The following is a 19,371-nucleotide window of genomic DNA, read 5'->3' as shown; positions in this document are numbered from 1 at the left end:
TAGGCTATGCTAAATACAGGCGCCGTTACCGCCAGGCGGTATGCCATTGTGCAACGCATAAGGAGGCATCGCCATGACATCCAAACGCATCATTCTATGCTGTGATGGCACCTGGAATGAACCGCAGGAAAACCCAACCAACATTGTGAAGATTGCCCGGGCTATCCAGCCGATGGCGGAGGATGGCCGTCATCAGGTGGTGTTTTATGATCAGGGAGTAGGCACCTTTGGTCGGGTAGATCGCTTTTTTGGCGGTGCTTTTGGCATGGGGGTGGCCCGTAATGTGTTAAGGGCTTACCGCTTCTTAGTCCACAACTACCAGCGCGGTGATGAAATCTACTGCTTTGGTTTTAGTCGTGGCGCTTATACGGCACGAGCTGTGGTAGGGATGGTGCATGCGCTGGGGTTGGTGTCTAAGCCGCAGTTGCATGAATTAGGGGAAGCTTATCGTTACTACCGTTCAGCGCCCGAGCAACGGGCAACACTATGGTTAAACAACCCTTATCAGCACAACTACCGACCAACCATTCGCATGGTAGGGGTTTTTGATACCGTTGGGGCTCTGGGGGTACCCGTGTTGGCGCTTAATCATTGGGGCCGCTCCCGGATTGGTTTTTTTGATACGCATTTAAGCCCGCTGGTCAAATATGCCTACCATGCGCTGGCACTGGATGAAAAGCGTGAGCCTTTTGCTCCGGACTTGTGGACTGGTGAGATACAACCTGATCAACAGGTTGAGCAATGCTGGTTTGCCGGTGTTCATTCCGATATTGGCGGTGGTTACCCCCGTTCCGGGTTATCGGACACCTGTCTGGAGTGGATGCTGGAAAAAGCCAGAGCACTTGGATTGAGTTTTGACGAGCCCTATCTGGAACAACAGCTTCGAACCGCCCCGATGCAGCGCGAACACAACTCCTATACCTGGCCTTATCGTTTGTTGGCTTTACTCAACAATGGAGCTTATATCCGCCGTATTTATGGTAGAAGCAATGAAGCTGCGATGGGAGTGCGGGTTCACAGCAGTGTTTATCAGCGCATTGAGTCGGGTTATTATCAGCCGCAGAATCCGGATTTACCTGCCACATTGGCAGACTACCTTGCCAGCCTGCCAGGCGGTATGCAGGATGCTGCCGCCAAGGTGGAGGCAACGGATGGTAGTGAGCGCCGGCAATACCCGCGTTTGGTTGCCAAACCGGATGCTGATTCAGCCCGCTTGTATTTATCCACCGAGGCGTTTGAATGTCAGGTGCTGGATTACAGTGAGCAAGGAGGGGTGCGGCTGCGCTGCAGCAAGGACATGCAACCCGGCACGCGATTACAGCTGGCTTTTGAGAAAACCGGGCTGCGTCAGGCGGTTTGTGTCTGGCAGCGCGGTGATGAATCCGGGCTGCGTTTTGCCGCCTGATAGCAGCTTTCGTGGTAAAGGTTACAAGTAACTGAGCCAGGTTTTTCTGCTGCTGTGTTTGTACTGACTAAACCACTTGGTCGGCCAGTACAGCACCACAGCAAGCACTAGCGTAATCAGCCAGATCAGGCTGAGATGATCGACGCCAAACAAAGCTCCCTGATTGGCTCCAAACACCATAAAGCAGAGACTGTACAGTGCCAGCAGTACGTACAAATGCAAGATGTAGAAGAACATAGGTACGGAACCAAAGGTTACCAGTACCTTTGTTGCTTTGTTGTGCCAGCGCTCCATCTGTGCCAGTAGTAAAAACATAGCCCCTAGCGTAATCAGCAAAAAATGCAGTGACGGTGGGTACTTGGTAAAGTTAAGCAAGGACATAAGGCTGGCCACTGCACTCGCTTGCAGTTGCCAGGGCAAGGTTTCACCATAAATATTGAAACCACGCAGTAGCAAAACCAGCAGTAAAGCGCCTGTTCCCAGGCGAAGTAGCCATTGCCGTCTTACTGGTGCATCCATCTGATACAAGGGACCTGCGACATAACCCAGCAGGATCACACCAATCCATGGCAGCACCGGGTAACTTACTCTGATAGTTAGCCAATCGCTTTGCAGCAAATAGTTGCGATCGTGCAGGATAGTCCACAGGCTGTAGCCCCAATCACCGGGTATAAAGTTGATCGGTGTTAAGGCATTGTGGCCAAAGACAATCAGTAGCCCCAACAGGGCCAGCACGCGATATGGCAATGCCAGCAAAGCTGCCAGTGCCAGCATGCTCAGGCCAATGGCCCAAATCACCTGCAGCCAGATGGTTTGATAACTGCCCATCCAGGATACCGTAATCAGGGTGATCTCAAGAGCAACCAGAAAGAGGCCCCGCTTTACTAAAAACTGACGTGCAGAGCGTGGAACACCTTGTGCCGGGTGGGCATACAACCAGGCCGATAAACCAGTCAGAAACACAAATACCGGAGCGCAAAAGTGCGCGGCAAAGCGGCTGAAAAACAGGCCGGGCTCGGTGATGGCAATGTCCATCGGATCGGACACCTGCATATGCAGGTAGAATCGCTCACGCACATGATCCAGCAGCATCAGCAGGATCACTAAGCCCCGCATCATATCAATCGCATCAATTCGTTTTTTAACCAGAGTCTCTGACATAAAGCTATGCTATTCCCGAAAAATTAAAACTGATAGCGCAGGCTGGCTTGATAACTCAGTGGCTCGCCCGGCACTGTCCAGAGTTCGTTGTACGAGTTGTGCACATAATGGCGGTCGAACAGGTTGTTAATATTCAGCTGCACGCTTAGCTTTTCGCTGAGTTCGCTGCTGGCAAACAGGCTCAGTAGCGTGAATGACGGCAGTTGATAGTCCGGATTGACGGAGTCGCCCAACCTGCTGCTCACAAACCGTAGCCGAATACCGGCTTTACTGTCTTTGCCAGCCAGTTGCAACAGCTTAGTCAGTACCAGGCTGGCGTTGTGTTTCGGTACATTCACCAGGCGGCTGCCGGCTGGCACCAGGCTGCCCCAATCCGGGTTTAAGGCTTCACCCACGGTATGGGTATCCATATAGGCGTAAGAAAAGTCGGCGTAGAGGCTGTCACTCAGGTGGCTGTGTAGATCGATTTCTATGCCGCTGCTGCGGGCCCGGCCAAGGGTTGCCTGAAAAGTAGCATTCAACGGATCTGACGTCAGAATATTGGATTTTTCTGCCTGAAACAGCGTGATGGTACCTTGCACTGCATCCAGGCTAAATTTGGCACCCAGCTCCAGCGACTCACTTTGCTCCGGTTCAAACATGGTACGGTTAAAGTCGGTGCCGCTCAGGGGCACAAAGCCTTCGGCATAGTTGCTGTAAAAGGTTAAGTGTGGACTGTATTGATACACCAGGCCAAAGCGTGGGCTGAACTGGGTAAACTGCTGCTCACTGGCTACACCGCTGACCTGCTCAGTGAGTTGCTGTTTAATGCGGTCCAGTCGTAGCCCGGCAGACAAGTGCCAGCGCTCGGTGAAAGCAAGATGATCCTGCAGGTACAGACCGATGCCGCGTTGTGTCTCATCGTTGATGTATAAGTTCACAGGTTCAGCAGCGGTACCACCATAGATCGGTTGATAAATATTCAGGCTGTAGCTGCCTGCCGGGCCGCGGAAACGATCCAGACGGGTGTACAGACTGTAATCAAAAGCATCGGTTCCCAGCAACAGATGGTGGGTTACCCCAGCCAACTGGACATTGCCGCTTAGCTCAAAGCGCAGCGTCAAATCTTTTGAGTCGTAATCACGGTAACGACGTTGTCGGGTCAGGGTTTCACCATCCTCGAACAGGCTCTGGCGGGCTTCTGCCAGCTCGGCATCCGACGAGTAACCCTGCAGGGAGGATGTGCGATACCCAAGGCCGGCCAGCAAAGTCCAGCGCTGCCACAGGCTGCTGTCTAAAGTTAACTGATGGCCACTGGCATGTACTTTTGTCGGGCCATCATCGGGCTCCCCCAGGTAGCGTGAGCGCGGTAAAGTACGTAGATCGTTGTTGAGTACCACCACACCACGGTCAAATAATTGCCGTTGCTGCAGGTACTCGAATTCATAGTTCAGAGTGCTGCCTGGGTGAATCCGATAACTGATTGAAGGCGTAAAGACGGTTTTCTCGTTGCCGACAAAGTCACGGAAACTACCATAATCCTGCACAGCACCGTTTAGACGTATCGCTAACTGATCCGTGACACCGTTGGTGTAATCACCTTCCAGCCGGTACTGATCAAACTTGCCGGCGGAAAACAGCAGATAGCCTTGTGGCTCAAATTGTGGTTTTTTGGTGATAATGTTGACCGTGCCACCAGGCTCTGAACGACCAAACAACGCAGAGCCAGGGCCTTTCATAATTTCAATGTATTCAATGTTGGACAAGTCGCGGTTACCGCTGAAGCCACGGCCCGCATTAAAACCATTCACCAGATAACCTGATGGCATGTTTTCATTACCAGGAAAGCCACGGATAGAGAAGCTGTCCCACAGGCCTCCCCCATTATTTTGCCGTGCTATGCTGCCGGATAAATCCAGTGCCTGCTGAAAACTACTGATCCCTGTATCCGTTAATAGCTCCAGATTGATGGTTTCCACCGCTTGTGGCTGCAGGCGCAGTGGTACATCGCCGCGATACGCTTGCCTGTGGTACACACGAATATGTTCGATAACGGCTTGTTCACTGTCGGTTAGGCTAGCCTCTGGAATTTCAGATACAGCAGTGCTGCCAGCGGTGGCACACAGCAGGCAGAGTTGGGTTAGAGTCGATAGCGGCATAGGATATAGGCTAGTGCGTGGTAAAATTGGCTAAACGTTATAACATAACAGTTCATCTATTGGGAAGTAATAATGTAATGGTCTCTGTCAGCAAGCTGGCAATTTAACCATTCAGCGACTAACCTTATTGGTTGAACCCAACGCCGGAGCGGGAAGTCCTGGCTATTTTTTGATGCAACAACAAGGATGCTTGTTATGAAATCTATTTTGATGCCCGCATCAGCGGCCATTCTGCTCGCTTCATGTATTTTCCCTTTGCAGGCTAATTCACTGAAACTGGATATGGATCCCGGCTTGTGGGAACACAGTTTTACCATGCAAAGCGAAAGCGGCGAGCTGGAACGGGCGATGGAAGAGGCCAAGCGGCAGCTGGAAAACTTGCCCGCAGCGCAGCGCCAGATGATGGAGTCGATGCTGGAACAACAGGGCATTCGATTTGGTGGCACCAGTTCCTCGATCCAGGTCTGCTTAACCCAACAAGATATTGAGCAGGGCATGTTGCCACAGCAGGATGGCTGTGAGCAAAGTTTAACGCCCAAGGGCAACAATCGCTTTGAATTTACCTTTCATTGCCAGACCAAGCCACCCTCCCGCGGTCAGGGTGAAATGGTGCTGGAAAGTCGCCGCGCCTATCGCAGCAATGCGGAGTTTACCACTGAGGTTAATGGCCGCGCAGAACGCATGACCATGCAGCAGCAAGGCAAGTGGTTACAAGCTGATTGCGGTTAAATAGTGCCTTTAGCCGCGTTAGCGTTTTCCCGGTCCAGCAGTTCAATGCGGCTCATACCGCAGCTTAGCAAGTGGTTCAGATTTGGTTCAGCCAGAGTCAGGCAAAGTGCCGTTATTTTTCATAACAAGATCCGATGAATTATCGTAAGTATTGCTGGTTAACCACTTCCTTTTGTTTGATTACCCCTATGGCTCAGGCCGCCTTGGGTTGGCAGGGCCCCGAACCATTTCGTCTGGAACGCCTTGAAGGACGCTCTTTCGATTACAACCGAGAAAGTTTCTTACAGCGCTTGAGTTTTACCGAGCAACCGTTGCAAGGTGCAACGCCTTTATGGCAGCAAAATGGCTGGTACGGTACGGGTGGCAGCAGTCGGGGCAAAGAGTTTTACATTCACTCACAGCTGCAACAAAAACTGACCTTCGAGGCACCGGTTTTTGTTGGTATACGGCATAAACGCTCGGAAGACCTGGATGGTGCCTATGATCGCACCTTATTTGGCGCAGGTTATCAGAGTTCACAACACTGGGACCTGGGCCTTTGGGGCGAGGTGAACAGCGCCAAGGAAGATATGGATCTGCAACTGGAAGCAAACCGTTACTTTGCCGATGGCAGCTGGTTCAGTGGTGCTCTGGTGTTTGCCGATGTGTTCTACAACAATAAAACCTACAGTGACAACCGCTATCAGCGCAGTCCTCTGACCCTTTATGCTGCTGGTGGTAAGGATTTTTCCGGGCATAAATTAAGCACTTTTATCAACTTGAATCTTAAGACCCGCTTTGCTAATCATGAGTTGCAGCAGTTGTTCACGGATGAGCAATACTCTGCCGGTATCCACTGGCAACTGAATGTGCGTCAAAAAGCCCGTTTTATTATTGAAGGGCAAGGGCTTTATGGCCGTCGTAGTGCTGAGGAGCTACCGCAACCGGATGCAGGCCAGGATTGGCAGTTGCAGCGCCGTTTTCAGCAGCTGAACATGGAGTGGCAGTGGTTGTCTTCGCCGCAGTTGCAGGCTGTGGGCATGCAGCTCAATCGGTTGGACGAAAAAGACAGCCGCTTTGCTGATGGTGACCGTGCTGCCGAATACCGCCGTGAAGCTTTTGGTTATCTGCGTGCCGAGCGGCCTTTGGCTGAGGGCTGGCTATGGCGTCCTACGATTTATGCGGGGTATGCCCATATACGCAGTGAGTTCCGTCAGCAAAGTGATGAGTCGTTAAAAGACCATGGCTGGTTATCAAAGTTAAGCCCAAATGTTATCTGGTCGCTTAGCAGTCAAAGCGGGGCCTACGTACTGATTAACCCAACGGTTAAGCTGCATAATCTGCAGTTTGGTGGTGGTAATATTCAGGTTTTTATTCCTTTCTGACAAGGTTGTTCAACCCTTATTCCACAAGTTCTGGTGCGCGGGCTGGCTGAAAAAATCGTGCGGCTGCCAGCAGCGCGGCAGCAACTGGCGCAAGAAGCGCTGTTCGGCATCGTCAAATAGCTTGGCCAAAATTTCTTGCAGCCGCTCTGTTGGTATCACCTCCAGTTGTTTGCGGGCGGGGCGGAAATACAGGTTCTGTGCGATCGGGATCTGATAATCTTTGCCGGTATTTTTGTACTGCAACTGCCGGGTGACAATGCGGCAGTGTGGCACCTGAGGCTGTGTTGGGTAAAGTGCATTGACGATGGCAAATTCGTACTTATCCCGGCTTTGCACACTGTGTTTCGCCGGAATAAAAGCCAGGCCATAACCTTGCGGAAATAAGCCGGTGATTCTGAGCAGTTGATCGACCCAATCGGCACTGTAGAGTTGCTGTTGCACGCCCTGCTTTAATAATAAGGCTGCTTTAGGTAGTGACTCGTAGCGGAAGCGCTTTCGCCCCGGCATCACAATAGAAGTATAGACCTGAGGGACTTTCAACAGGTTGCCAATGCTGGTACCTGGTGCTTGTGCTGCCTCCAGCAGTTGCATAATCCATTGTTGTTGGGCTTGCTGCTGTTGCTCATGCCATTGTCGTGCTTGCTTGTCCGCACCTTGATAAGGCCAATGGCCTAACCCCTGTTGCAATAACTGCAAACTACCCTGATGGCTTTGCAGTAAAAACTGATAACGTTCTTCACTGTTGAATTCGGTTAATGGATCGATGCGACGTTCTGCATTTTGCAGCAACTTTTGCGCCGATGGATGCAGTTGCCCATATTCCTGCAGCATGGTGGCCAGCAGCAAGGGCAATTGGATCTGATGGCGGAACGGACAGTCTGCCTCCGCAGCTTCTTCTGTCTGACGTTGCTGCCAGCATAATTGCCAGCTGGCTGGCATTAAGCTGCGCTCCAGTCGATGTTGCAATAAACGCAAGGTCAGTACCATTTTGTACAGCAGCTTGAAGCTAAATTGCACTTCCAGAGTGCGTCTGGGTTGCTCTGGTACCAATAGTTGCAAACTGCCCAGGATCCTGGCCGAACGGGTCAAGGTTTCCGCTGGCTGGCTGCCCTCGGATAATTGCAGCAGCAACTCACAGCAGTGCATGCATTGCTCCAGTCGGCGTTGCCGCTGCTGTTCTAACTGATAATGCCGCTCGTTATAACGGCTGCGATGCAGGCTGATATCCGGTGCTTGCTGTTGCTTTGCTTGTTGCCAATGCTGCTGCAAAGTGGCGAGTTCCAGCCTAGCAGCTTGCTCATGCTGAAAAAAACGCCGCATCAGCCCATACAGCGAATCATTTGGATTATTTGGTTGATACAGCAGATGCAGCAGCCGGGTCAGTTGCCGCATAGACACAGTTGAGCTGGTGGTGTGAGCTGCAGTTTTGACCACAAGTGCTACTCCGTTGGATGGTCGGTATGGACATGGAGCTTTATCTGGTAGCTAACATACTTGATTGGCATCGAAAGTAAAGAGAACTGCGTTACTTGATGGCTGCTTCATTTAGGTGCATCACGACTTTAGTAAATGAGCTATGAATACGTATTCATCTTGTCCATTGGTTAATTTCTGTCCATAACTGTGCAAGGCATCACCGATGCCGGGTGGGTTGGTGCGACAGGGTGTAACGACGAAAACCCGCCATAACAACAAGAAAAACGGGGACAACAGACATGTTGAAGACCAGAAAAACGCTGCTGACACTGGCGCTTGCCGCCGCCGGTGTCAGTGGTTTGGCTATGGCTGATACAGAACAGGGTGTGCCAGCCAGTGTCGAAGAACAGGTGGAAGTGATCCAGGTGCGGGGCTTCGCCAGCAGCTTATTCCGCTCACTGGACGCCAAACGCTTTAGCGACATCGTATCCGAGACCATTTCGGCCGATGATTTAGGCGCTTTACCGGATGTATCGATGGCCGATGCGCTGACCCGCTTGCCGGGGATATCGGCAGTTCGTACCGGTGGTCAGGCTGCCGAGATAAATATCCGTGGCATGTCGGGTGGCTTTGTGTTTTCCACCTTAAATGGCCGCGAGCAGGTGTCTACCAGCGGTAAGCGGAATATTGAATTTGATCAGTACCCGTCGGAGCTGATCAATTCGGCGGCCGTGTACAAGTCGCCGAAAGCTTCCTTGATTGAAGGCGGTGTGGCCGGTACCGTCGAGCTGGAAACAGCCAGCCCGCTGCGCAACGCCGAACAGCATAGTTTCACGGTAAATTTGCGCGGTATGTACAACGACCGGGCCAGTGAAGTGCCGGATGGTCAGAGTGTGGGCCACCGCTTTAGTTTTTCGTATCAGGGCAAATATCTGGACGACACCCTGGGGCTGGCGCTGGGCTATGCCCGCTTGTACCAGCCCAGTGTCGCTACCCAGTTTATTGGCCTGGCTTACAATGCACAAAAAGATGTTACCGGTAATGGTCAGCCGGAGTTTCTCAGTGAAGGTTTTGAGATCCAGCACCGGGGTGGTGAAGAGACCCGCAATGGTTATCTGGCCTCGGTCGAGTGGGTGCCGGTCAGTAATTTCACCTTAAAAGCCGATGCGTTTTTATCGCGCTTTGATAAAGAAGCTTTTGCCCGCGGCTTTCGGGTAAAACTGGGTGGGGCCAGTGCCGCTGTCGGCAACCCGGTGCTGAATAATAATTCGGTGATTGGCGGTACCTTTAACCGCACCTCTCAGAGCTTTACCCGGGTGGAAATCGTCAACGACGACAATCGGGACTTCAATAAGGTCAACAGTTTTGGCGTGAATGCCGACTGGGATGTGACCGACCGGCTTAATCTGTCGCTGGATGTGTCACGCTCGACTGCCAGCAGCGATTTCCGCAATGGCTTGCTGTGGTCGCTGGTGGCCGAGGACGCCAATGCCGAGGTACCTGTCCTGGATACCAATGTGTCGATCAGCTACTTGCTGAATGGACTGAACCTGCCGGATATGGGCTTTAATCAGGCGGCGGCCTTTTCCGATATCGACCGGGTGATGGTCAGCAAATACGGCATTTACCCTTATGTAAACTCCGATGCGGTCAATGCCTATAAGCTGGATTTGAGTTACGAGCTGGACCTGCCGGTACTGCGCTCGATTGAGGCTGGGGTGCGTTATTCCGAGCGACGTTACAGCAACGATCGCTCGGTGTTCGAATACGGCAGTGATGGCGCCTTCCTGAGCTCACAACCGCCGCTGCGTTTAACGCAGGACATGGTGGATGTGGTCGATTTTAAAGGCAAATTCAGTTACTTCCCCAGCTACCTGGCGATTGATTTGGATAAAGCGCTGAATGCCTGGTTCCCGCAGGGCATCCCGCAGCCGGTGCAAACCTGGGGCAGCGGCAACCCGGATGTGATCAACAGCCCGACGCCCGGCGTGGGACCGAACTACAGCTGGTCGGTGCAGGAAAGTGGCCGGGTGTTTGAGGATGTGCTGGCCGCTTATCTGATGGCCAATCTGGATACCGAAATTTTTGGCCTGCCGCTGCGCGGTAATGTTGGGGTGCGGCGGGTGCATACCGATCAGTCGGCGACTGATCTGGCCAATGTCGGTGGCGACCCGCTGCAAGGGGCCCAGTTTATTGTCGATGAGGTTGGCTTGATCAACGGCCGCTATGCCCCGGGCATTATCGGCGATACTTACACCCATTACTTACCCAGCCTGAACCTGAACTTAGGGTTGACCGACAGCACCCAGCTGCGTTTTGCCGCTGCCAAAGTGATGTCGCGGCCACCGATTAACCGGCTGGCCTCCAATACCGCGATTTTTATCAGCGACGATGGCGAAGTCAGTGGCAACAGCTCAAACAGCCCGTTCTTGCGTCCGTTTGAAGCGACGCAGTACGACTTGTCCTACGAAGTGTACTTCCCGGCCGGCGCTTTTGTTGCGGCCTTGTTTTACAAGGACATCAAGTCCTTTATCAATGACTTCACCATTCAGGAGTTTGATTTTAAAGCCGCCGGTTTCCCGGTACCGGATCAGATCATTAACGAGGATGGTATTCCGCGAGCGACCTTTAATGGCGCTTTTTCTACCGCGGTCAACAACGACGATGGCGGTTACATTCGGGGTTTGGAACTGGCTTACACCCAGGTGTTTAATTTCCTGCCGGATTTCTGGTCTGGTCTTGGGGTCAGTGGCAGCTACTCCTACACCCAGAGTGAGGTCAATCTGGTCAATCCGCTGGGAGGCGATCCGGTGCCCATGAGCTTTGAAGGTTTATCCCGCGAAGTCCTGACCGCCACCGTGTTTTGGGAGTATGAAGGTTTTGAGGCCCGCATCAGCGGCCGCTATCGCTCGCCTTTTGTCTCCACCCAGATTGGCATTGATGAGCAGGTCACCAACTTTCACAGCGAAACCGTGGTCGACTTTCAGGCTGGTTATCAGTGGAACGACCATCTGAAGCTGTTGTTTCAGGTCAACAATCTGACCGATGAGCCGACCAAAAGTTACTTTGGGCAGCAGGCCCAGACCGGCACCCTGCAGTTTTTTGGCCGCCAGTATTTCCTCGGCGCTGTGTATGTCTTCTGACACTGAGCACGGAACTGACTACGAATTGGAGCAAGAAAAATGTCTAGTATCAAACAATGCCTGAAGCTGGGTGCCAGTGCGCTGCTGTTGCTGTTGCTCAGTGCCTGCGGCGGCGATTCCACCGAGCAGGGCCAGGTCCTGTTGACCTGTGCTGTACCGCAAATTCCGAACCAGGCCGGCACCGCCTGTATTGATCCACCGCCAATCCAGTGCCCTGCACCCACAGTGCCGGATGCGATGAATGAAAGTTGCGTGGTGGGGGCGGACCCCAATGCGCCGGATCCGATCATTTTCCCGAATGAAAACCAGGCTGTGCTGTTTTACAAAAGGCCGCAGGATGGCAACTACGATGGCTGGCGGCTGCACACCTGGAACAACGATGCCTGCGATGCTTACCAACCAGCGTCGATAGCCCCCTCCTGGGACAATGGTCTGCCGATTACCGGCATCGATCCCAACTACGGTGCCTACTGGTTGCTGGAGCTGAAAGAGGGCTATGCCGGTACCGAAGGGGCCTGCGGTAATTTTATTATCCATATTGGCACCGAAGACTCCGGCAAAGAGATGGGCGGTGGTGATTTCACCATGCCGTTGTCGCAAGACGACCCGGATTTTGCCCGCATGAACTGGACCTTCTCCGGAGTGGCTTCGGTGTTTGAATACCCGCTGCTGTCGTTGGGTGTCAGTGTGCAGGGTGCGGCGGCACACTGGATCGATCAGCATACTTTGATCTGGAATGCCGATGTCTGGGCCGCCAACCGGGTACGCTTGTTTCACGATGCCGAGGCTGGCATTCAGGTACTGGATGAGGATTTGACTGGCCAGTCGATTGAACTGGTGCCGGTGGATTTAACCGATACGCAGCGGGCGCTGGTGCCTCACCTTGGCGATCAGCCTGCCTTTATGCTGGATGTGGATCGGGCGACAGCTAAGCAACTGGCGCGTCAGCAGCTGGCATTGGCAGCCTACAACCAAGAGGGTGAGTTACTGAGGGCAACCTGGGTGCAGGCCGCCAAGGTGCTGGATGATCTCTACGCCTATGGCGAGAACAGTGCCCTGTCGGCCCAGCTGGGGATTCATTACGAGGCGGGCAGCATCCATACCGCGGTCTGGGCACCCACCGCCCATGAAGTGCGTTTGCAGGTCTACAATGCGGCAAAAAATCTGCAAGACAGTGTGTTGATGGATTACCACAGTGAGACCGGTGTCTGGTCGTACAGCGCTGATCGTGACGAGCTGGACCGGTTGTTCTACCGTTATCAGGTCACTGCCTATCATCCGTTGACCCGTGAAGTCGAGGTAATGGAAGCGACCGATCCTTACTCGCTGAATGTCTCAATCAATGGCCGTTTCAGTCAGTTTGTCGATCTGAACGACGATGACTTCAAGCCGGAAGGCTGGGATCAGCGTCCAGTGCCCGTGGTGCAGCAGCCGGAAGACATTGTGATTTACGAAGGCCATATCCGTGATTTTAGTATCCGCGATATCAGCACCCGGGCCGGCTGGCGCGGCAAGTACCTGGCTTTTACCGAAGAAGACTCGGCGCCGGTGCAGCATTTGCGGCGTTTGGCCGAGGCCGGCGTCACCCACTTCCATGTGCTGCCAGCAACGGATCAGGCCAATATCAACGAGGATGTCAGCCAGCGGGTGGAAATCACCGATACTGTTGGTCGCTTGTGTCAGCTGAACCCGCAGGCACCGGTCTGTGGTGTCGAAAGCAACAGCGCTACCATCATCTCGGTTCTGGAAAGCTACCTGCCGTATGAAACCAAAGCTCAGGCACTGGTGCAGTCGATGCGGCATCTGGATGGCTTTAACTGGGGTTATGACCCACACCACTTTATTGCGCCGGAAGGCAGTTTTGCCACCGCGGTAGAGGGACCGGCCCGGGTGCGGGAAGTGCGGGCCATGATCCAGGCCTTGAATGAGATGGGACTGCGGGTGGCGTTGGATGTGGTCTACAACCATACCAGTTCGTCCGGTCTGTTTGATAAGTCGGTGTTCGACAAAATAGTGCCGGGCTACTACCACCGCTACAACGAAAGCACCGGGGTGATTGAACGCTCGACCTGCTGTGAGAATACCGCCACTGAGCACCGGATGATGGATAAGTTTATCCGCGACTCGCTGGTGATCCTGGCGCGGGACTTCGGCTACAATGATTTCCGCTTCGATATTATGGGCCATCACCGCAAAGAAGACATTCTGGCGGCCCGTGAGGCAGTCCGTGCGGTCGACCCAGACACCTACTTCTACGGCGAAGGCTGGAACTTTGGCGAAGTGGCTAATAACCGCTTGTTTACCCAGGCCAAGCAGCAGGATATGGCTGGCACTGCGGTCGGTACCTTCAACGATCGCATTCGGGAAGGGGTGCGCAGCGCGGCGTTATTCAAGTCGGAGCTAAGTGACTCAGATCGCAGCGAGCTGGACATCATCCGGGTTAGCCTGGCAGCTACTTTAAAAGACTATGTGCTGCTGACGCATCGTGGCAGCTCGGGCCCGGCATCCAGCTTAAACTGGAATGGTCAGCCAGCTGGCTATGCTGAAATGCCAGCCGATATCATCAACTACGTCTCCAAGCACGACAATGAAACGCTGTGGGATCAGTTGCAGTACCGGCTGGATGAGCAGATGTCTGCGGCAGACAGGGTCCGGGCGCAGAACATCTCCATTGCCATTCCGCTGATGAGCCAGGGCATTCCTTTCTTGCAACTGGGTGGCGACTTCCTGCGCTCCAAGTCGATGGACAGAGACAGTTATGACTCCGGTGACTGGTTCAATTACGTCGACTTTACTTTCCAGACCAATAACTGGGCGGTGGGGCTGCCATTGGCAGAAAAAAATGAAGGCAACTGGGATGCGATTGCCCGTTTGTTTTTAAACCCCAATACCGCAGTGCAGCCGGAGGATATTTCCTTTGCTGCTGAAGTCTTTAACGAGTTCCTGCGCATTCGCAGTCAACATCCGTTGTTCCGCTTGCGGACCGCCCAGGATGTGATGGACCGAGTTGGTTTTCACAATGTTGGCAGCAACCAGACGCCCGGCTTGATTGTGATGAGCATCGACGATGGGCTGGGGCTGGCCGATCTGGATCCAACCATCGATGCGCTGGTGGTGGTGATCAACGGCAGTGCTCATGAAGTGGCGCACAGCATCCCAACTGCAGCCGGTTTTGACTTGCACCCGATCCAGCAGGCTTCGGTTGATAGCCGGGTGCGCTCGGCCTATTTCCAGCAAGGCAATGACGAAGGCACCTTTGTGGTACCGGCCCGCACCATGGCGGTCTTTATCAAACCGCAGCATGGCGATCAGGGCGAAGGCCTGTCGGCCGATGCAACAACAGGCGCACCGGATATCCCGCCGTATGAGGCTACCAGCATCTTTGTTCGTGGTACCTTGAATGAGTGGAGCACCGAAAATGAGCTGTTGTATGAAGGTGCCGGCATTTATGCGTTGGAGCGTTATCTGGCCGTGGATGATTACGACTTTAAGATCGCTTCATCGGACTGGAATACCGTTGATTTTGGTGCCGGCGGTGACGGTCAGCAGGTCCAACTGGCTAGCCAGAAAACACTGGCGCCGGCTGGAGCCAACCTGCAGCTGAGCATTGACACAGCCGGGACTTACCGCTTTATCCTGAATGCCAGCAACCCGGAAGCACCGGTACTGCTGGTAGAAGAGCGGCGGCCTTATGGAGCGACGACCATTTATTTACGTGGGCAAATGAGTGGCCCGGATTGGGACCCAACCATTCCATTCATGTATATCGGGGGCGAGCAGTATCAAGTCACCGTAGCGCTGAATGCACAAAGCTATGAGTTTAAGTTTGCCGATGCCGACTGGGCCGACATCAATTACGGTGCCGGTGATGACGGTGGCGCCATGGAGCTGGGCGTGGGTAAAACGCTGGTATCCAACGGCGGCAACCTAAGCCTAAGCTTCCCGGCAGCCGGTGATTACACTTTTACCATCGACGCCAGCGATCCAACGGCACCGGTGTTTACTGTGACCGCAGATTAACGACTTTTCCTGGCCTTGTGGGGGACCTTCGGGTCCCCTTTTTTGATACGCAGCAAAGCGGTATGACTTTGCTATACTGCTTAGTCGGTAACTGTGGGAGATAAAACATGAAACTACTGTACTGGATACTGTTGTTTAGCCTGCCAGCGCTAGCTGGCCAACCTCAAACCACCCAATGCACCCGTGGCGACTCGGTACGCCTGATTGAGGTGGTTTACCCGGAAGGAGGGGAGCTGCCGTGCGAAGTGCATTACAGCCGTGAAGGCGAGCAGCAGGTGTTATGGCGGGCCCGAAATGAAGCAGGATACTGCGCGCAAAAAGCCGCCGACTTTATCGAGCGGCAGCGTGGCTGGGGGTATCAGTGCACGCTGCTCACTCAAAGCCGGCTGATTGCCGACTAAGCAGCTTGTGGCGGTGATGGGATTGCGGAAGACGTCGGTTGCCGTCCTCCGCCCGTCTGCATCAATACACCAAACGTAATTTCACATCGTTCGGGCTGGCCGGATCGTGCTCCAGGCTAATCAAATAGTGCTGATCCTGCTCGAGAGTTAAAGGAGCGGTTTTCTCCAGTAACAGCTCGTTGCCCTGGCTGGTGATGGCTGTCAGGGCCAGCGACACTTCATGGGATGGTAACCGGATTTGTTGATGTTTGCCGATGGCTAACTTTTGTACTTTGTATTGGGCGGTTTGAATGGTTTCATCGGAACGTACAAAATACAGATTTAATTCGGCAAAGGTTTGGTTCAGGTTCAGCACCGTCACATCGTGTTGTTGCCGTTGTGGACGATTGGCTTCAAGATATTGCAGGTTGCGGGTGGCTCCTTGTTCATCCTGAAACAGCACGACCACCTTACTCTGGCCTTGTTGCAGACTGAGCAGTTGGTTGCTAAGCAGCGGGCTGCCATCGGTGTCTTGCACCGACAATTGGTAATCCCCCTGTGTCAGGACGCTGTAGTCACTGAACTCGGCCTGATTTAACGTGAGCAATGGCTGATGATCCAACAGCACTGCAACAGACTGCATGCTGTTAAACAACCGGAACTGTGCTGGTGCTGCGCGGTGCAGTAACTGGTCCGTTGCATTGGAGTTTAGCACCAGATCAATCACCAACTGCTCAGGCAATGGGCCTTGCTGATCGCGGACAATCAGGCTGTAGGTGCTGTTGTATTGAAAGTGAAAGCTTTGACTTTGAAACAATACCTGCTGCTCACCTGGTTTGGTCAGGTAAAGCGTGTAGTGCCCGCGGGCCAGTTTATTCGTTGGGTAAGCGACTTCAAACGGGCTCAGGCTTTCGAGCCGCTCCGCCTCATTAATACTCTCACTTGGTTTCGCGAGATAGATATCCAGCTCGGGAAACTGCACGGACAGATTGGTTAGTGTTAGCATAAATTGCTGATCTAAATCAGTATTACGATCGAACTCAACGGCCAGTAGCTCTGGTTCACCCTCTTGTTCGGTTAAGATCATCAAATGTTTGTAGCCGGACTTTAGTGTCAGAGTGTCTTCCAGTAATGACTGTTGGTTCTGCACTGTGCTCAGGTTCACAGTGTGCTCAGCTGCATCCAAAGTCCGCAAGCTGGAAGCCTGCCCTAAACTTAGCTGGCTGGGTTGAAGGCTGTTGATCTGCAGTTCGACCGGCGGCAGATGATCGGCGCCGTGATAAAACTGCAGATAACTTTGCGAGTAACTGGATTCATCATTCTTGCTATCGGAGCTGCCGCCGCAAGCGACGACTCCGGACAGAACAAGCAAACTGAGGCTGATAATACGAAATTGCGTCAACATGGGGGAATACCTATTTGGTTAGTAACTGGCAGAGACTACTGAGAGTTGAGCTGGCAAAGAAGGGCTATTGTCAAAATAATACAATTGATTACAGTGGGTTACACTTTTATGCTCTGGGCAAGTAAGGCAGTGAGCATTTTGGGGCGTTAGAGAGATATTAAGGAGAGCTCCTGAGTGTCTGCCTAAAATGTGCCAAAGGCGTACGGTGCATACGTATTCAGTGCAAAAAGTGCGGATTTGCCACAAAGAAGTGCGTAACTTTAGGGTTAAGCATTTTTTATGGTTTGCGGGGAGCAGAGCAATGCAGTTAAAACCATCCTTATTGGCGCTGGCCGCCAGTGCCGCCTTATTGGCCTGTCAACCGGCGGCGCAGCCTGAGCAGTCGGCTGCGGCCAAGCCAGAGGCCGAGCCCGCCGCCGAGCAGACTGCGGAAGCAGGCAAGGCGGTGGTGTATCAGGTCTTTACCCGGTTGTTTGGCAACACCAACACCAGCAACAAGCCCTGGGGCTCGCTGGAAGAAAACGGCGTTGGTAAATTCAGCGATTTTACCGATGAAGCCCTGGCTGGCATTAAAGAGCTGGGTGTGACCCATGTCTGGTACACCGGGGTACCGCATCATGCGGTGATCCGCGACTACACGGCCTATGGCATTTCGCTGGACGACCCGGATGTGGTGAAAGGCCGGGCCGGCTCACCTTACGCGGTGAAAGACTACTACAACGTCAGTCCGGATCTGGCCGATGATCCGGCCAATCGCTTGCAGGAGTTTCAAGCCCTGATTGCCCGTACCCATGCCCATGGCATGAAGGTGCTGATTGATATTGTGCCCAACCACGTGGCGCGCAACTATCACTCCATCAGCCGGCCGGATGGGGTGGCTGACTTTGGTGCCAGCGACGACACCAGTGTGGCCTACGCCCGCGACAACAATTTCTACTACATCCCGGGCGAAGCTTTTCAGGTTCCGGCCTGGCCCGAGGACTACCTGCCACTTGGCGGTGAGCCGCACCCGCTGGCCGATGGCCAGTTTGACGAGTATCCCGCCAAGTGGACCGGCAACGGCTCCCGCGCTGCCCAGCCAGACTTTGATGACTGGTACGAAACGGTCAAAATCAACTTTGGTGTGCGGCCCGATGGCAGTTACGACTTTGATAGCCTGCCAGCCGAGTATGCACAGAAAAGCATTGAGGATCACTATACCTTCTGGCAAGGCCGGGATGTGCCAGATTCTTGGGAGAAATTTCGTGACATCGTGCTGTACTGGATCGACATGGGTGTCGATGGCTTTCGTTACGACATGGCCGAAATGGTACCGGTTGAGTTCTGGAGTTACCTGAACTCCCACATCAAGCAGGTCAACCCGGATGCCTTCCTGCTGGCCGAGGTGTACCAGCCGCATCTGTACCGAGATTATCTGCATCTGGGCCGGATGGATTACCTGTACGACAAGGTCGAGTTTTACGACAACCTGAAGTGGGCGATGCAAGGCCACGGCAGCACCGATGCGTTGGTGGAGGTGCAGGACAGCATGGCGGATATTGAGCACCATATGCTGCACTTTTTGGAAAACCATGATGAGCAGCGCATTGCCAGCCCGGAATTTGCCGGCGACGCCCGCTTAGGGATGCCCGCCATGCTGATTTCAGCCACCATCAGCACCTCGCCAACCATGCTGTACTTTGGCCAGGAAGTCGGCGAAGCGGCCAGCGACGATGCCGGTTTTGGTAAGGCCAGCCGCACCACCATTTTTGATTACTGGGGTGTGCCGGCTCATCAGCGCTGGATGAACGGAGGCAAATTTGACGGCGGCGCTCTGACCGATGAAGAGCGTAAGCTGCGTGATTTCTATGTGCGTTTGATGCGCTTTAGTGCTGAGCAGCCAGCCATGAACGGCCACTACGCCGAAATTCACCGCGCCAACCGGGCGGCGACCGAGCATTACGATGACAAGCTGCTGTCTTTCCTGCGCTGGACCGATGAACAGAAATTACTGATTGTTGCCAATGTGCGGGATGCGGCTTACCCGCCGATGAACTTGCAGATCCCGGCAGAGCAAATTGCCGCCTGGGGCCTGACCGATGGCAGTTACACCCTGACGGAACAGCTGTATGGTGAGCTTTCGGTGTCGCTGACGGTGCAAAACGGTGTCGGCTTGGTGCCATTGACGCTGGCGCCTTTGGCATCTCTGATCCTGCAACTGGAGCACTAAG

11 protein-coding genes are annotated in these 19,371 nt (G+C 53.6%); 7 read left to right on the top strand and 4 right to left on the bottom strand.

The window, feature by feature from the left end:
• Positions 1 to 73: 73 nt before the first annotated feature.
• The gene (locus tag ABC502_RS13170) at positions 74 to 1,405 is read left to right on the top strand and encodes a DUF2235 domain-containing protein (RefSeq protein ID WP_330087611.1); all 1,332 of its coding nucleotides are present in this window, start codon (positions 74 to 76) and stop codon (positions 1,403 to 1,405) included.
• A 21-nt stretch (positions 1,406 to 1,426) separates the two neighbouring features.
• On the opposite strand, the gene ABC502_RS13165 is transcribed toward ABC502_RS13170, so the two are convergent.
• Positions 1,427 to 2,566 carry a heparan-alpha-glucosaminide N-acetyltransferase domain-containing protein gene (locus tag ABC502_RS13165; RefSeq protein WP_330087610.1) on the bottom strand — a complete coding sequence of 380 codons (1,140 nt, stop codon included), beginning with the start codon at positions 2,564 to 2,566 and terminating at the stop codon, positions 1,427 to 1,429.
• A gap of 23 nt (positions 2,567 to 2,589) precedes the next feature.
• The gene (locus ABC502_RS13160; RefSeq protein WP_330087609.1) at positions 2,590 to 4,704 is read right to left on the bottom strand and encodes a TonB-dependent siderophore receptor; all 2,115 of its coding nucleotides are present in this window, start codon (positions 4,702 to 4,704) and stop codon (positions 2,590 to 2,592) included.
• A gap of 195 nt (positions 4,705 to 4,899) precedes the next feature.
• On the opposite strand from ABC502_RS13160, the gene ABC502_RS13155 reads away from it, so the two are divergent.
• Both ABC502_RS13155 and ABC502_RS13150 read left to right on the top strand, forming a co-directional pair.
• Entirely contained in the window at positions 4,900 to 5,433 is a 534-nt protein-coding gene (locus ABC502_RS13155) for a DUF3617 domain-containing protein (RefSeq protein ID WP_345916170.1), read from the top strand.
• A 134-nt stretch (positions 5,434 to 5,567) separates the two neighbouring features.
• Positions 5,568 to 6,797, top strand: coding sequence for a hypothetical protein (locus ABC502_RS13150; RefSeq protein ID WP_345916169.1), 1,230 nt, complete (start codon positions 5,568 to 5,570; stop codon positions 6,795 to 6,797).
• Between the two features lie 9 nt (positions 6,798 to 6,806).
• Here the strand turns inward: ABC502_RS13150 and ABC502_RS13145 are convergent, their stop codons facing one another.
• Positions 6,807 to 8,231: a hypothetical protein gene (locus tag ABC502_RS13145; protein WP_345916168.1), complete on the bottom strand. Its 1,425-nt coding sequence runs from the start codon at positions 8,229 to 8,231 to the stop codon at positions 6,807 to 6,809.
• A 281-nt stretch (positions 8,232 to 8,512) separates the two neighbouring features.
• Between ABC502_RS13145 and ABC502_RS13140 the strand changes: the two genes are divergently transcribed.
• From ABC502_RS13140 to ABC502_RS13130, 3 genes are all read left to right on the top strand, one after another.
• Complete coding sequence (locus tag ABC502_RS13140; RefSeq protein WP_345916167.1) at positions 8,513 to 11,356, top strand: TonB-dependent receptor; 2,844 nt, start codon at positions 8,513 to 8,515, stop codon at positions 11,354 to 11,356.
• 39 nt (positions 11,357 to 11,395) lie between these two features.
• Positions 11,396 to 15,376, top strand: a complete 3,981-nt coding sequence (pulA, locus tag ABC502_RS13135; protein WP_345916166.1) for a pullulanase-type alpha-1,6-glucosidase — start codon at positions 11,396 to 11,398, stop codon at positions 15,374 to 15,376.
• Between the two features lie 107 nt (positions 15,377 to 15,483).
• On the top strand, positions 15,484 to 15,777 hold the full coding sequence (locus ABC502_RS13130; protein WP_330087602.1) for a hypothetical protein: 294 nt from the start codon (positions 15,484 to 15,486) through the stop codon (positions 15,775 to 15,777).
• Positions 15,778 to 15,838: 61 nt separating this feature from the next.
• Here the strand turns inward: ABC502_RS13130 and ABC502_RS13125 are convergent, their stop codons facing one another.
• Positions 15,839 to 17,161, bottom strand: a complete 1,323-nt coding sequence (locus tag ABC502_RS13125) for a DUF4397 domain-containing protein (RefSeq protein WP_345916165.1) — start codon at positions 17,159 to 17,161, stop codon at positions 15,839 to 15,841.
• 301 nt (positions 17,162 to 17,462) lie between these two features.
• On the opposite strand from ABC502_RS13125, the gene ABC502_RS13120 reads away from it, so the two are divergent.
• Positions 17,463 to 19,370, top strand: a complete 1,908-nt coding sequence (locus ABC502_RS13120) for an alpha-amylase family protein (RefSeq protein WP_345916164.1) — start codon at positions 17,463 to 17,465, stop codon at positions 19,368 to 19,370.
• Position 19,371 lies beyond the last annotated feature (1 nt).

Origin of the sequence: Alkalimonas sp. NCh-2 (genome assembly GCF_039631345.1) — a bacterium.
In the GTDB taxonomy this organism is placed as follows: domain Bacteria; phylum Pseudomonadota; class Gammaproteobacteria; order Enterobacterales; family Alteromonadaceae; genus Alkalimonas; species Alkalimonas mucilaginosa.
This window is presented reverse-complemented; position numbering and strand designations above follow the sequence as displayed.